The 14,825-nt window shown below is 68.5% G+C and carries 13 protein-coding genes, 2 tRNA genes and 1 rRNA gene; 11 read left to right on the top strand and 5 right to left on the bottom strand.

Annotation, left to right across the window (positions count from 1 at the left end; all coding sequences use genetic code 11):
- Positions 1 to 50: 50 nt before the first annotated feature.
- A complete protein-coding gene (locus BLS95_RS16600; RefSeq protein WP_176993226.1) occupies positions 51 to 566 on the top strand; it encodes a M48 metallopeptidase family protein in 516 nt (171 codons plus the stop codon).
- Positions 563 to 1,147 (top strand): glycosyltransferase family protein, encoded by a 585-nt coding sequence (locus BLS95_RS16595; protein ID WP_090932115.1) that lies wholly within the window; start codon positions 563 to 565, stop codon positions 1,145 to 1,147. The genes BLS95_RS16600 and BLS95_RS16595 overlap by 4 nt, the downstream gene beginning before the upstream one ends.
- A gap of 2 nt (positions 1,148 to 1,149) precedes the next feature.
- Here the strand turns inward: BLS95_RS16595 and BLS95_RS16590 are convergent, their stop codons facing one another.
- From BLS95_RS16590 to BLS95_RS16580, 3 genes are read right to left on the bottom strand one after another with little or no spacing between them, the layout of a single operon-like run.
- Complete coding sequence (locus BLS95_RS16590; RefSeq protein ID WP_090932113.1) at positions 1,150 to 2,145, bottom strand: endonuclease/exonuclease/phosphatase family protein; 996 nt, start codon at positions 2,143 to 2,145, stop codon at positions 1,150 to 1,152.
- 34 nt (positions 2,146 to 2,179) lie between these two features.
- Complete coding sequence (locus tag BLS95_RS16585; RefSeq protein ID WP_090932111.1) at positions 2,180 to 2,740, bottom strand: NUDIX hydrolase; 561 nt, start codon at positions 2,738 to 2,740, stop codon at positions 2,180 to 2,182.
- Positions 2,737 to 3,939, bottom strand: coding sequence for a zinc-dependent metalloprotease (locus BLS95_RS16580; RefSeq protein WP_090932109.1), 1,203 nt, complete (start codon positions 3,937 to 3,939; stop codon positions 2,737 to 2,739). Before BLS95_RS16580 ends, BLS95_RS16585 begins: the two co-directional genes overlap by 4 nt.
- 130 nt (positions 3,940 to 4,069) lie before the next feature.
- Between BLS95_RS16580 and BLS95_RS16575 the strand changes: the two genes are divergently transcribed.
- From BLS95_RS16575 to BLS95_RS16540, 8 genes are all read left to right on the top strand, one after another.
- Complete coding sequence (locus BLS95_RS16575) at positions 4,070 to 5,143, top strand: NAD-dependent epimerase/dehydratase family protein (protein ID WP_090932730.1); 1,074 nt, start codon at positions 4,070 to 4,072, stop codon at positions 5,141 to 5,143.
- Between the two features lie 101 nt (positions 5,144 to 5,244).
- Positions 5,245 to 5,670: a molybdenum cofactor biosynthesis protein MoaE gene (locus BLS95_RS16570; RefSeq protein WP_090932107.1), complete on the top strand. Its 426-nt coding sequence runs from the start codon at positions 5,245 to 5,247 to the stop codon at positions 5,668 to 5,670.
- Positions 5,671 to 5,680: 10 nt separating this feature from the next.
- On the top strand, positions 5,681 to 6,727 hold the full coding sequence (locus BLS95_RS16565) for a YlbL family protein (RefSeq protein WP_090932729.1): 1,047 nt from the start codon (positions 5,681 to 5,683) through the stop codon (positions 6,725 to 6,727).
- Between the two features lie 129 nt (positions 6,728 to 6,856).
- A complete protein-coding gene (locus BLS95_RS16560) occupies positions 6,857 to 9,841 on the top strand; it encodes a UPF0182 family membrane protein (RefSeq protein ID WP_090932105.1) in 2,985 nt (994 codons plus the stop codon).
- Positions 9,842 to 9,892: 51 nt separating this feature from the next.
- Positions 9,893 to 9,969: transfer RNA gene (locus BLS95_RS16555), tRNA-Met, on the top strand.
- A gap of 118 nt (positions 9,970 to 10,087) precedes the next feature.
- Positions 10,088 to 10,164, top strand: a tRNA-Met gene (locus BLS95_RS16550).
- 120 nt (positions 10,165 to 10,284) lie between these two features.
- On the top strand, positions 10,285 to 12,813 hold the full coding sequence (locus tag BLS95_RS16545) for a sensor histidine kinase (protein ID WP_090932103.1): 2,529 nt from the start codon (positions 10,285 to 10,287) through the stop codon (positions 12,811 to 12,813).
- Entirely contained in the window at positions 12,810 to 13,481 is a 672-nt protein-coding gene (locus tag BLS95_RS16540; protein WP_090932101.1) for a response regulator, read from the top strand. The genes BLS95_RS16545 and BLS95_RS16540 overlap by 4 nt, the downstream gene beginning before the upstream one ends.
- Positions 13,482 to 13,491: 10 nt before the next feature.
- On the opposite strand, the gene BLS95_RS16535 is transcribed toward BLS95_RS16540, so the two are convergent.
- Both BLS95_RS16535 and BLS95_RS16530 read right to left on the bottom strand, forming a co-directional pair.
- A complete protein-coding gene (locus BLS95_RS16535) occupies positions 13,492 to 13,680 on the bottom strand; it encodes a hypothetical protein (RefSeq protein WP_090932099.1) in 189 nt (62 codons plus the stop codon).
- 74 nt (positions 13,681 to 13,754) lie between these two features.
- Complete coding sequence (locus BLS95_RS16530) at positions 13,755 to 14,153, bottom strand: hypothetical protein (protein ID WP_090932097.1); 399 nt, start codon at positions 14,151 to 14,153, stop codon at positions 13,755 to 13,757.
- A 595-nt stretch (positions 14,154 to 14,748) separates the two neighbouring features.
- Here BLS95_RS16530 and BLS95_RS16525 point away from each other — a divergent pair.
- A 16S ribosomal RNA gene (locus tag BLS95_RS16525) occupies positions 14,749 to 14,825 on the top strand; the annotation flags it as partial.

Below are 14,825 nucleotides of genomic sequence, written 5' to 3'. Positions count from 1 at the left end.
ACAACGTCCGCCCCCTGTGGAATTCCGTCAGTCTCGGCTAACGTGCATATGTGCCCCCCGAGACAGTCGAGGTTCGTCGCAGTTCTCGTCGCCGGCGTACGGTCTCCGCCTACCGCGACGGCGACAAAACGATCGTGCTCCTGCCCGCCTGGCTAAGTGGCGAAGACGCGGATGAATGGGTGAGCCGGATGCTGGATCGGCTGGCAGCCAAGGAACGCCGGCGACGCCCGACCGACGAGGCCCTGCTGGAGCGGGCAAGGGAGCTTTCGGCCAGATATCTCGACGGCGAGCCGGAGCCCGTCAGCGTCCGCTGGGTCGACAACCAGCAGCACCGCTGGGGCTCGTGCACCCCGGAGAACGGCACGATCAGGATCTCGACCAGGCTCAAGGGCCTGCCCGAATGGGTCATCAACTACGTGATCATCCACGAGCTCGTGCACCTGCTGGTGCCCAGCCACGGGGCCAAGTTCTGGGCGCTGGTAGAACAGTATCCCAAGGCGGAGCGGGCACGCGGGTTTCTCGAAGGCTTCTCCGCGGCGGCCCACACGGCACCGGAGGAGTGTTGACGCGCATCGCCGCGGTCCTCGTACGACAGCACATGGCACAAGCCGCACCCCCAGGCGTGGACCCGGGGGAGTTCCTGGAGGCGGTGGCCGAGGACACCTACGAGATGGTCGCGGGCCTCGAACTCGTCACCCCCGTCCTGATCACCAGCGTCCCCGGTCTGGACGAGATCGTCTGGCCGGGCACCGAGATCATCGCGATCGAGGACGACGAGCCACTGAAGGTCACCCTGGCCCGCCTCCAGGCCGACCAGGTCGCCGTCATCGCCGCCGACGCCCCCGACCTGCCGGCCCTGCTGGTCGGCAAGCTGTTCAGGGAGCTCGGCAGGGCCGAGATCACCGTCTGCCCCGCGGAGCACGGCGGCGCCGTGGCTTTGGCCTGCGCGCTCCCCGCCCCTTCCTGGGCCGACCCCGACCTGGACGACAGAGACCTGGTGGCGACACTGCGCGCCCAGGCCCCGGGCCCCAGAAGGGTGGCCACCACCCCGGGCTGGCACCGCCTGCGCACCCACGAAGACGTCCAGCGCCTGGACCCCGGTCTCGAAGGCTGGGACAACACCAGAGCCCTGCTCACGTCCCGATAGAGCTACACGGTTCTGGGCACGGTGAGCTCGGCCAGCACGGCCCGGTGGTCGGTCCCCGGCACGTCACGCACGCTGACCTCCTGCACCCCCACCCGCCGGTCCACCAGCACGTGATCGATGGTGATCATCGGCGGCACCCGCTTGTTGGCCGGCCACGTCGGAATGAGCCCGGCCCCCACCTGGTCGGCCGCGTCCTTGTAGCCACGCGACAGCAGCCCGCGCATGGCGGCGTGGTCGAGCGAGGCGTTGAAGTCACCCGCGATGACCCGCACCCGGTCGGGCGAGGCCGAGGGGAACGCCGCCAGTGCCTCGTTCCAGTTGACGACCTGCCCGCCCAGCGGCGGAAACGGATGCGCGTCGATGAACTCGATCGGATCCCCGCCGGGCAACGAGATCATCGCCCCCGGCATGTGGTGCCCGACCGGCGGCATCACGTTCGCGATCTCCTGCAGCGGGTGCTTGGAGTAGAGCCCGCTCCCCCTGGCGTTCCACTCGTCCTGCAGCACGCGGTACGGCATCAGCTCCTTGAGCCCGGCCGCGTCCAGGTCGGCCACGGCCCCGGGGGTCAGTTCCTGCGTGCTCAGCACGTCCGGGGAGAACTCGCGTACCAGCTGCATGATGGTCGCGGGGTCGGCCCGGCCGAACAGCATGTTCATCGTCATGACCCGGAACGGCCTGCCGGTCGCGGCCTCCGCCGTGCCGAGCGCCCTGGGCAGCACGCTGAACCCCAGCGCGGCCGTGGCCAGCAGCGCGACGGCGGTGGCGGCACGCCGTCGCCCGACCGCGGCGATCAGCAGGGGGACCAGCGAGCCGGCCGCCGCGTACGGGGTCGCGGTCATGAGCTGCGTCGGCAGCGAACCCCGCTCCAGCCCGGCCACCCGTGCCACCGCCCACGCCGCGAAGGGCGTCACGGCCAGCCACGTCACCGTGGCAGCGGGAAACTTGCGTCGCTTCCGGACGGGCGTCACGATCGTGCCGCCAACGGCAGTTTCCTCCACGCAACCCCCTATTTTGGAACGACGCAAGCGGACTCTAGCCGTACGCGTGTGAGCCCGTAATAAGCAGGCTCCGGCCACGTGAGGCCAGGCGCCGCGTCGCCTCGTCGGAGGGTTCGGGGATGTCGTCGACCGGGAACCAGCGCAGGTCCAGGGACTCGTCGCTGATCACCGCCTCGGCCCCAGGGGGAGCCACGGCCGCGTATTCGACGTCGAGATGCCAGCTCCGCGGCGGATGGCACCACACGGCGTGCTTGTCCACCGCGAGCGGTCCCGGCAGCAGCTCAAGGCCGGAAATTCCCGACTCCTCCCGTGCCTCCCGCAGAGCCACCTCCGCGAGCGACATGTCGGAAATTTCGCAGTGGCCACCCATCGGCAGCCACATCTTCGCCTTCGGATGCAGCGTGAGCAGCACCTGCGAGCCGTCATGCGACAACACTGCCGTCGTCGCCGTCAGATGCCCGGGCACACACTCCCGCAACATCGCATTCTCGTACGACCGCAAATGGTGCAAGAACTCCGTCCGCAGGCCCTCTTCCTCGGGCGTGGGCGCGGTCCAGGCGGACAGAACCGCCACCGCGTCGCGGTGCAGGCTCAACTCTCGTCGTCCTCGCCGGGCTTGTCCTCCAGCTGCGAGATGTCCCAGGCCGCCTCACCGCGTACGAACGCCTCGGGGTCGTCGAGGTCGTCGGCCGTCGGCATGAGGTCGGGGTGACCCCACAGCGCGTCGCGCCCGTCGATCCCGCGCGCGCTCTCCAGCGACCGCCACAGCGCCGCCGCCTCGCGCAACCGCCGGGGCCGCAACTCCAGCCCCACCAGCGTCCCGAACGTCACCTCGGCCGGCCCACCGGTGGCCCTGCGCCGGCGTACGGTCTCCGCCAGCGCCATGGCCGAGGGCAGCTTGCCCTCGGCGGCCCGGTCGACCACCGTGGCCACCCACCCCTCGACCAGGGCGAGCATCGTCTCCAGGCGCGACAGGGCGGCCTTCTGCCGCTCGGTCTCCTCGGGCTTGAGCAGGTTGCCCCCGCTCAGCGCCTCCTGGATGGCCGCCGGGTTGTTGATGTCGAGACCGCGGATCTGCTCCTCCAGCGCGGAGGTGTCGACCGTGATGCCCTTGGCATATTCCTCGACCGCTCCCAGCAGGTGCGAGCGCAGCCACGGGACGTGCTGGAACAACCGGTGGTGCGCGGCCTCGCGCAGCGCCAGGTAGAGCCTGATCTCGTCGGCCGGGATCTCCAGACCCTGGCTGAACGAGGCGATGCCGCCGGGCAGCAGCGCGGCCGTGTCGGACAGCGGCAGGCCGATGTCGGTCGTGCCGATCACCTCGCGCGCCAGCGAGCCGATGGCCTGGCCGATCTGCTGGCCCACCATCATGCCGCCCATCTGCCTCAGCATGCCCATCAGCGGGCCGGCCATCTGCTGCGCCTCCGGAGGCAGGCCGGAGCCGCCGAGGGCGCCGCCCATGGTCTCGACCATGCGCGCGGCGATGGGTTCGCAAAGCTTTCGCCAAACCGGGACCGTGTTCTCGATCCACTCGGACCGGCTCCAGGCCTGCGGGGCGGACACGCCGCTGGGCAGCGTGGTCGCCTCGTTGAGCCACAGGTCGGCCAGGCTGAGCGCCTCCACGATCTGGCGTCGCTCGCCTTCCATGACGCTCGGGTCGCCCTGGGCGACCACGGCGTGCCGGGCGATGTTCTTCGCCATGTCCCAGTTGACAGGGCCGGAACCCTGAGGCGCCGACAGCATGTCGGCGAACTGGCGCATCGCCTGAGCCATCTGCTCAGGGTCGCCGAACATGGCGAACGGGTTCTCGTTAGGGTCGTTTTCGCGACCTGGCAGGTCAGTCACCGCTCTACCTCGTGCAGGATGGAGGAGTCCACATCCGCCACGTTAGTCGTCCTACGGCGGATCAGTGCAAAGTGAGGACCTGGTGCCTACCTCGAAACGCCCGCGCCAACCCGTCGTAGCTGTCACGGGGGCGGCCTCAGGAATCGGCCGCGAGCTGCTCACGAAGCTCGTATCGGCCGCGGATTTCCGCAGAGTGGTGGCCATCGACGATCAGCGCGGCGACGTTCGGGAAGCCACGTGGAGAGTCATCGACGTACGAGATCCGCTCTTGGCGAACCGGATCTCCGACATCGACGTCATCGTCCACCTGGCGGGCGACTACGCGGTCGATTCCGACCCGGGGGAGCGCCGGGCGTACAACCTGCGGGCCGCCCAGACCGTGCTGACGGCCAGCGCCGCCGCCCGCGTGCGGCGTGTCGTGCTGGTGACGAGCGCCATGGTGTACGGCGCCGCGCCCGACAACGAGATCCCGCTGCCCGAGGACGCCCCGGTGGCCGCCGAGCCCGACACCGGGCTCGTGGGCGACTTCCTGGAGATCGAGTCCCTCGTACGCAGGTCACTGCGCAGCCACCCCGGCCTGGAGGTCACCGTGCTGCGCCCGGCCGCGGTCGTCGGTCCCGGCGTCGACACGGTGATCACCCGGCACTTCGAGTCCCCCCGGCTCCTGACGGTCAAGGGCTGCAACCCGCACTGGCAGTTCTGCCACGTCGAGGACCTGGTCTCGGCCCTGGACCTGGCCGCGCGCGGCGTCGTGACCGGCGTGGTGGCGGTCGGCTCCGACGGGTGGATGGAGCAGGAGCAGGTCGAGGAGATGTCGGGCCTGCGCAGGTTCGAGCTGCCCGCGGGGCTGACGTTCGGCACGGCGCAGCGGCTGCACCGGCTCGGCATCACCCCTGCCCCGGCCACGGACCTGCACTACGTCGTCTACCCGTGGGTCGTCGAATGCACGACGCTCCGCGAGGCCGGCTGGAAGCCCGTCTGGACCAACGAGGCCGCGTTCGAGCAGCTGCTCGAACTGCGCGAGAACAGGACGACCGTGGTCGGCCGCCGGCTTCCCGTCAAGGAGGCCACGCTCACCGCCGCCGGAGCCACCGTCGCCGTCATCGGCACCGCCGCGATCGTCCGCCAGGTGCGCAAGAAGCGCCGCCAGTAAGCCCGCCGCGAACTGCCGGCTGGGCTGCAGTCATGCCCTTGACCAGGCATGACGGCAAGGGGCAAGGCGGCGGGCGGCGTTGATGTTGGTAGGCTCTTTGCGTGGACGTCATCCGGTTGCTCGGCATTCGCGACACCCCGCTCTCCGTGGACGAGGTGCTGGCCGCCGTGGGCGACCACGCCGCCGGCGGCACCGTGTTCTTCGTGGGCACCGTGCGCGAGCAGGACCATGGCAAGCAGGTCACCGAACTCTCCTACTCTGCGCACCCCTCGGCGGAGGCCGAGCTGCGGCAGGTGGCCGAGAAGGTGGCCGCCGACTTCCCCGTGACGGCGCTGGCCGCCGTCCACCGCGTGGGCGACCTGGAGCTGGGCGAGGCCGCCGTCGTCGTCGCGGTCGCCGCGCCGCACCGGGACGAGGCGTTCCAGGCCGCGCGCAGGCTGATCGACGACCTCAAGGCACGGGTGCCGATCTGGAAACACCAGCTTTTCGCCGACGGCGCGACCGAGTGGGTCGGTGCCGGCGAATAAGCTCATCATCATGTCACGACGCGCTCTGACCCTCCTGCTCGCGGGGTTTCTCGTGCTCGCGCTCGGCGTCGTGGGCGCGTTCAGGCCGGTTCCGTACGTCGTGCTGAGCCCCGGGCCGACCGAGAACACGATCGGCGAGGTCGACAAGAAGCCCGTGATCTCGATCAAGGGGCACGAGACCTATCCCACCGCCGGCGCGCTGAGCCTGGTCACGGTGGCCTACCAGGGCGGGCCCGCCGCCCAGATCGACCTGCTGACGGCGTTGCGCGGCTGGATCGATCCCACGGTCGCGGTGGTCCCGCAGGAGACGATCTTCGCGCCCGACCGCGACCCCAAAGAGGTCGAGCAGGAAAACTCGGTCGAGATGACCAACTCCCAGGATTCCGCCACGGCCGCCGCGCTCAACGAGCTCAAGATCCCGTACGGCATGACCGTGTCGGTGGTGGCAGCGGAGAAGGGCAAGCCGGCCGAGGGCAAGCTGCAGAAGGGCGACGTGATCAACTCTGTCGACGGCAAGCCCGCGGGCAACGTCGACATCGTGAGCGACACGGTCAAGTCCCACAAAGCAGGCGAAAACGTAGTCTTCAACATCACCAGAGGAAAGGAGAAGCTCGACGTCACGCTGCAGACGGTGGCCGGCACCGAGGGGCAATCCGTCGTCGGCGTGACCATGACGGGCGCCTACAAGTTCCCGTTCGACGTGGACATCAACGTCGGCGACGTGGGCGGGCCCAGCGCGGGGCTCATGTTCTCGCTGGGCATACTCGACAAGCTCACGCCCGGGGAGCTCACCGGCGGCAAGAAGATCGCCGGCACCGGCACGATCAACCCGGCCGGCGAGGTCGGACCGATCGGCGGGATCGCGCAGAAGATGGTCGGCGCGAAAGACTCGGGCGCGACCGTCTTCCTGACACCGGCCGACAACTGCGCCGAGGCCATGAAAGCCGTGCCCGACGGCCTCCGGCTGGTCAAGGCCGACACGCTGCACAACGCCGTGCTGGCGCTCGACGCGCTGCGAACGGGGAAGGGAAGCGTGCCCGCGTGCGCCGCCGGATGAAACTTCTGGCGCCCGCCATACGTTAGCCGTAGGGCTGCCACATCAGTGTAGGTTGCCTGACACGGACCGTTTCTTCATTACGACGAGGGGTTGGCCTTGAGCTTCCGGACCCCAGGAGCCGGCAGGGCGATGCGCTTGCCCCGTCGCCCTCGATTGCTTCTGCCGGTGGCGATCGCCTTGGTGGCGATCGTGGCGCTGTTCTTTCTCTTTTCCGGCATTTATACGGACTACCTGTGGTACGACGCAGCCGATTACACGGCGGTCTTCACCGGTGTGGTGCTGACCCAGATCGTGCTGTTCCTGGTCGGAGCTCTGCTGATAGTCGCCATCGCCGGTGGCAACATGCTGCTGGCGTTCCGGTTGCGGCCGATGTTCGGGCCGGCGACGTTCGGTGGGGGCAGTGGTGCCGACCGCTACCGCATGGCGCTCGACCCCCACCGCAAGCTGATCTTCATCGTCGGCATGGGGCTGCTCGCTCTCTTCTCGGGCTCCTCGTTCGCCGGGCAGTGGAAGACGTGGCTGCAGTTCGTCAACGGTGCCTCGTTCGGCAAGCGGGACGAGCTGTTCCAGATGGACATCTCCTTCTTCATGTTCGACTATCCGTTCATCCGGATGGTGCTGAACTTCCTGTTCACCGCCGTGATCATCTCGATCGTGCTGGCGGCGATCACGCACTACCTCTACGGCGGGTTCCGGCTGCAGTCGCCCGGCGTGCACGCCTCCAGGGCGGCCAGGACGCACCTGTCGCTGCTGCTGGGCATCTTCGTGCTGCTCAAGGCGGTGGCCTACTGGATCGACCGCTACGGCCTGGTCTTCTCCGACCGGGGCTTCGTGCACGGCGCCTCCTACACCGACGTCAACGCCGTGCTGCCGGCCAAGACCATCCTCGCGATCATCGCACTGATCTGCGCCGCGCTGTTCTTCGCCGGTGTCGTACGCCCCGGGGGCATGCTGCCCGGGGTCTCCTTCGGACTGCTGGTGCTCTCGGCCATCCTGATCGGCGGCGTCTACCCGGCGCTGGTCGAGCAGTTCCAGGTCAAGCCCAACCAGCAGGGCAAGGAGGCCGCCTACATCCAGCGCAACATCAACGCCACCCGAGACGCCTACAACGTCGCCAACACCGAGGTCGAGACCTACAACGCGCAGGCCGACCCGAGCAAGGTCCACACCGACGGCGACACCTCCGTGTCCGGCGTGCGGCTGCTCGACCCGGCTCTGGTGTCGTCGACGTACGAGCAGACGCAGCGCATCAGGGGCTTCTACAGCTTCCCCGAGCCGCTCGACGTCGACCGCTACCCCGACAGCACCGGCAAGCTGGTCGACCACATCGTGGGCGTGCGCGAGCTGACCTCGCCGCCCGACGGCCAGAACAACTGGATCAACCGGGCGCTGGTCTACACCCACGGCTACGGCTTCGTCGCCGCGCCGGGCAACCAGGTCGACTCCAGCGGCCTGCCCGCCTACGACGCCAAGGACATGCCGGTCAGCGGCCCGCTGGTCGAGAGCACCAAGCTCAAGGAGCCACGCGTCTACTTCGGCGAGGACCCGGCCTCGGCCGAATACGTCATCGCCGGCGGCAACCCCAACAACCCGCAGGAGCTCGACTATCCGGAGACGGGCGGCACCGGCCAGAAGAACACCACCTACACCGGCGGCGGCGTCCCGGTCGGCTCGTTCCTCAACAGGATGCTCTACGCCGCCAAATACGGCGAGATCAACATCCTGCTGTCGGGCGACATCAACGACAACTCCAAGATCCTGTACGAGCGCAACCCGCGCGACCGGATCCAGAAGGTCGCCCCGTTCCTCACGCTCGACGGCAACCCCTACCCGGCGATCATCGACGGCCGCATCACCTGGATCGTCGACGGTTACACCACGTCCAACGACTATCCGTACTCGCAGAGCGAGAGCCTCGGCGACATGACGCGGGACACGACCACCGACCGCCGCGTGATCGCCCAGCAGCCGAGCGACAAGGTCAACTACATCCGCAACTCGGTCAAGGCCACGGTCGACGCCTACGACGGCACGGTCAAGCTCTACGCCTGGGACGCCAACGACCCGGTGCTCAAGACGTGGAGCAACGCCTTCCCCGGCGTCATCCGCCCGGTCTCGGAGATGAGCGCCGACCTGCGCAGCCACGTGCGTTACCCGGAAGACCTGTTCAAGGTGCAGCGCTACACGCTGTCGCGCTACCACATCACCAACCCGGCCGCCTTCTACAGCGGCCAGGACTTCTGGAACGTCCCCAACGACCCGACGCAGGGCGACAAGAACGTCAAGCAGCCGCCCTACTACCTGACCACCACGATGCCGGGCGGCACGCCGACGCCGACGTTCTCGTTGACGACCACGTTCGTGCCGCGTCAGGGGCCCAACCTGGCGGCGTTCATGGCGGTCGACTCGTCGGGCGGTTCCGGATACGGGCGGCTACGCATTCTGCGCATGCCGTCCAGCACTCCCATCCCGGGTCCCGGCCAGGCACAGAATGCCTTCCAGAGCCGCTTCGCAGGTGAACTCAACCTGCTGGGCGTCGGTGCCTCGTCGGTGCGATACGGAAACCTGCTGACACTTCCGTACGCGGGCGGGCTCGTCTACATCGAGCCTGTCTACATCCAGGTGGCCGCGGGCAGCGGGCAGGAGCCGTACCCGATCCTGCAGCGGGTGCTGGTGTCGTTCGGCAGCAAGATCGGTGTGGCTCACACGCTGGACGAGGCCCTCAAGGAGGTCTTCGGGGGTGAGCAGCAGCAACAACAGCAGACCACCGAGCAGGGGCAGACCACCACATCCACCCAGGCCAACGCGGCGCTCAGCACGGCGATCTCCAATGCCCAGCAGGCATACAACGACGCCCAGAAGGCGCTGCAGGCCAACCCGCCGGACTGGGAGGCCTACGGTGACGCCCAGAAGCGGCTGCAGGACGCGCTGAAGTCGCTCGAAGGGGCCAACGTGCCGCGGCCGGCGCCGTCGGCGAGTCCCTCGGCGTCAGCAAGCCCATCGGCAGCCCCGTCGGCCACGCCGTCCGCGTCCCCACCGGCCACACCCAGCGCGTCCCCGAGCGCGTCGCCGACCGGGCCACAGACGGACACACAAGCGGGAGGCTCGTCCTAGCGCTTGAGTTTGCGCCCACCCCGCACCACCGATAGTGTTGAGACACAACGACGCGGGGTGGAGCAGTTCGGTAGCTCGCTGGGCTCATAACCCAGAGGTCGCAGGTTCAAATCCTGCCCCCGCTACCAGTTTCAGAGGCCTGGGATCCGGAAACGGAACCCGGGCCTCTGATCGTTCCGGCGGCCACGTGATCGTTCCCATGGTCAAAGGAACCTGGGAGCGTGTTATAGTTAAAGCACACACCAACGCGGGGTGGAGCAGTTCGGTAGCTCGCTGGGCTCATAACCCAGAGGTCGCAGGTTCAAATCCTGTCCCCGCTACCAGTTTCAAAGTCCCCGGCCACCGGATCATCCGGCAGCCGGGGACTTTGTCGTTTATCCGGCTCTTCCGACACGGCTCCCGGGTCGCGCCGTGAGCCCCGCTACGGGCCGTAACCTGGAGTAATGCAGGGCACTTCCCGCGGACGGCTGCGCGTTTACCTGGGCGCGGCACCCGGGGTGGGCAAGACGTTCGCCATGCTGGGTGAGGCGCACCGGGCGCGCGAGCGCGGCAAGGACGTGGTGGTGGGCTTCGTCGAGACCCACGGCCGTGCCCTCACCGCCCAGCTGCTCGAAGGGCTGGAGATCGTCCCGCGTAAGACCCTGTCCTACCGGGGCACGACCTTCACCGAGCTCGATCCCGACGCGGTGATCGAGCGCGCCCCGGCGCTCGCGCTGATCGACGAGCTCGCCCACACGAACGTGCCCGGCTCCCGCAACGAAAAGCGCTGGGAAGACATCGAGGAGATCCTCGACGCCGGCATCGACGTCGTCTCCACGCTCAACATCCAGCACCTCGAATCGCTGAACGACGTGGTCGAGCAGATCACCGGGGTGCCGCAGCGGGAGACCGTACCCGATGAGGTGGTACGGCGGGCCGACCGGATCGAGCTCGTCGACATGTCGGCGGAGGCGCTGCGCCGGCGGATGGCGCACGGCAACGTCTACCCGCTGGAACGGGTCAATGCCGCGCTGGCGAACTACTTCCGCGTCGGCAATCTGACCGCCCTGCGGGAGCTCGCCCTGCTCTGGGTGGCCGACAAGGTGGACCAGCAACTCGACCAGTACCGCGCGGAACACGCCATCGTCGGCACCTGGGAGACCCGCGAACGGGTGGTCGTCGCCCTGACCGGAGGCCCGGAAGGCGACACGCTCATCCGGCGAGCCGCGCGCATCGCGGCCAGGAGCAAGGGCGCGGACCTGATGGCCGTACACGTCACCCGGGCCGACGGCCTGACCTCGGGCGGCGACCCGGCGAACCTGGTCCGCCAGCGCACCCTCGTCGAGGACCTGGGCGGGACCTACCACCAGGTGATCGGCGACGATGTCCCGCGAGCGCTGCTGGAGTTCGCCCGCGGCGTGAACGCGACCCAGCTCGTCCTGGGGGCCTCCCGGCGAGGGCGGTTCGCGCAGCTGCTCTCGCGCGGCGTGGGGGTGACGGCGGCGTCCCAGTCCGGGTCGATCGACGTGCACATGGTCACCCACGAGGCGATCAGGAAGGGCCGGCAACGTCCGCGGAGCCAGGCCGCGCTGACCCGCAGGCGACGGCTGATCGGGTGGGGACTGGCACTGCTCGGCATGCCGCTGCTCACGATCGCGCTCCGGCCGATGAGCCTGCTGCTGCCGAGCGAGATCCTGCTCTTCCTGCTGCTGGTCGTGGGGGTCGCGCTGACCGGCGGCATGTGGCCCGCGCTGACGGCGGCGGTGCTCGGGTTCGGGCTGCTCAACTGGTATTTCACGCCGCCGCTGTACACGTTGACGATCTCCAGGCCGGAGAACGTGCTCGCGCTGGTCATCTTCGTGCTGGTGGCGGCCATGGTCAGCGGGGTCGTCGACCTGGCGGCCAGGCGCAGCAGGGAGGCCGCGCACGCCCGGACCGACGCCGAGGTGCTGTCCACGCTGGCGGGTCACGTGCTGCGGGGCGAGTCGGCGCTGCCGTCGCTGCTGGGTCGCATGCGCGAGACGTTCGGGTTGACCTCGGTGACCCTGCTCGAACGCTCGTGCGGGGACGCGGCCGAGGGCGAGAGCTTCCCCGACGTCTGGAAGATCGTGTCCACCTCGGGTGGGGTGCCGTGCACGAGCCCGGGCATGGCGGACATCGATGTCGTGATCGACGACTCGCTGGTGCTCACCGCCGACGGGCGGGTCCTGGAGGCCAGCGACCGGCGGGTGCTGGAGGCGTTCGCGGCGCAGGCGGCGGTCGCGCTGCGGCAGCAGCGGCTGCGGGAGGAGGCCGATCGGGCCAGGCCGCTGGCCCAGGCCGACAGGATGCGTACGGCCCTGCTCGCCGCCGTCAGCCACGACCTGCGTACCCCGCTGGCCTCGGCCATGGCGGCGGTCGAGAGCCTGCGCGGCACGGAGGTCGCCTGGTCGGAGGAGGACCGCGCCGAGCTGCTCGCCACCGCCGACGAGTCGCTGATCAAGCTGAACCGGCTGGTCTCCAACCTGCTCGACATGAGCCGCTTGCAGGCGGGCGCCCTCGGAGTGACCCTGGAGCCGGTGGCGATCGAGGACATCCTGCCGCGGGCCATCGACGACCTCGGCCTTCCGTACGACAGGATCAAGGTCGACGTCCCGCCCGACGTCCCCGATCTGATGGCCGACCCCGCGCTGCTGGAACGGGTGCTCGTCAACCTGATCGCGAACGCCGCCCGCTACCACCCCCCGGGCGAGAAACTCCTCATCGCCGCCAGCTGGCACGGCGAGAACGTGGAAGTGCGAATCATCGACCGGGGGCCGGGCATTCCACCCGAAGCACATGAAAGAGTGTTCATGCCGTTCCAACGGCTCGGCGACCGCGACAACCACGCCGGCGTGGGGCTCGGCCTGGCGCTCTCACGCGGTCTCACCGAGGCGATGGGCGGCACGCTCGTCCCGGAGGACACGCCCGGAGGGGGACTGACCATGACCGTCTCACTGCGGAGAGCCCCGTGACCCGGGTGCTGGTGGTGGACGACGAGCCACAGATCCTGCGCGCCCTGCGCATCAACCTGGCCGCGCGCCAGTACGAGGTGGCGGTCGCGCCCGACGCCGGCTCGGCGCTGCGCCAGGCCGCCGACTGGCATCCCGACCTGGTCATCCTGGACCTCGGCCTGCCGGATCTCGACGGCGTCGAGGTCATCGAGGGCCTGCGCGGCTGGACCTCGGTCCCGATCATCGTCCTGTCCGGGCGCGCCGACAGCACCGACAAGGTGGACGCGCTCGACGCGGGCGCCGACGACTACGTGACCAAGCCGTTCGGCATCGACGAGCTGCTCGCCCGCATCCGCGCCGTGACCCGCCGCACCGGCCAGCACGAAGAGGAACTCGCCTCCGTACGGCTGGGCGACCACCTCATCGACCTCGCCAACAAGACGATCTCCGGCGGGGTACGCCTGACGCCGACGGAATGGCACTTTCTGGAGATCCTGCTGCGCAACCCCGGCAAGCTGATCAGCCAGCGGCAGCTGCTGACCGAGGTCTGGGGCAGCGCCTATCTCAAGGAGACGCACTACCTGCGGCAGTACATGGCCCAGCTGCGCCGCAAGCTTGAGCGCGACCCCGCGCATCCGGTGCACCTGCTGACCGAGCCCGGGATGGGCTACCGGTTCCAGCCGTCCTGATCCGGGGTGGTCACCCCTTGGTGATCATCAGCACGGCCTTCTGCACGGCCCAGCCGAACAGCAGGATGCCGAAGACGACCTGGGTGATGCGCATCCACAAGGCGGAGGACTGATCCGCATAAATGACGACGCCAGCCCACATCAGGCCGAATATTCCGACCAGGGCAACTGCCGCCCAGTTCAACCCCCGCTGCAACATACGCGCAGTCTGACACCCGGCTGCCCAAGGCCGAGTATGTCCGGAGTTGTCGCCGGGTCAGCGGGATGCCGGGATTACCTGGGGAGAGTGCGGCCCATGCCGACACACCGGCGCAGGCGCATGCCGCTCGGGCGCCGCGGCACGGACTGCTCCAGGCAGGCGAGCAGCGCGGCCGCCGTCCGGGCGTCGGACAGAATGCGCCGCACGGCCTCGCCGTCCTCGGGCATCTGGCCCCGCTCGGTCAGCTCCCGCTTGAGGAACGACAGCGGGTCGGGCTCCTCCGCCGCCTCCGCCGCCACGGTCGCCCTCGCCGCGGTGAGCAGGCGCAGGTAATGGGTACGCAGGACGGCCTCGCGCGTGCGGCAATGTTCCAGGTCGTCGATCAGGGTCCTGGCGACACGCAACAGGTCTCCGGCTTGGGTCGCCTCGTCGGCGAGGAAGGCACGGATGTCGTCGAACTCTGACCTGGTCATAGCGGAACCTCCGAGAGCGCAGTCTGCTCGTGGGTACTTCGTACCGAGGGCTGATTGCGGATGGCTTGCCGTCGGCTTGAATCGAAGCGTCGTCCTGGGAGTTCGTTGGGATGAGATGGGTAGGTTTGAGCGTTAGGTGACGAGGGAACAACCTCGTGATTACCTGTGTGGGGCGAAGTGGGTGCCGCGGGCTGCTAGAGTTGCTTCCGCGCAGGGCGGTCAAGGGGTTCCTCGAACTCCACGGATCCCCGGCAAATCCCACTCCCTTCTGGGCCGTTCGGATGGTTACGTGACCACTCGGACGGGCTGGTAAGTTTGAGGGGTTGTCCCGGAAACGGGGCGCGACTTAATTTCTGCAGGTTGTGCGAGTCGAGTCAATTTGACAGAGACTTGAACGGCTGAAAGACTTAAGGCACAACGAAATGAACGCCGCCGGGTGCGGGACTCGCAAGGGTTTCACGGATCTGGTGAACGCGTCTGTTTCTTGAGAACTCAACAGTGTGTTAAAAGCCAGTGCATGTATGACACATGTATGACCCCGTCATTTTTGACGGATTCCTTTTTGAGGTTGGGATTTTCAAATCCCTCCAGACATTGTTTGGAGAGTTTGATCCTGGCTCAGGACGAACGCTGGCGGCGTGCTTAACACATGCAAGTCGAGCGGAAAGGCCC

Origin of the sequence: Nonomuraea jiangxiensis (assembly GCF_900099965.1) — a bacterium.
In the GTDB taxonomy this organism is placed as follows: domain Bacteria; phylum Actinomycetota; class Actinomycetes; order Streptosporangiales; family Streptosporangiaceae; genus Nonomuraea; species Nonomuraea jiangxiensis.
The sequence above is the reverse complement of the archived record's forward strand: the minus strand, read 5'-3'. Positions and strand labels throughout refer to the sequence as shown.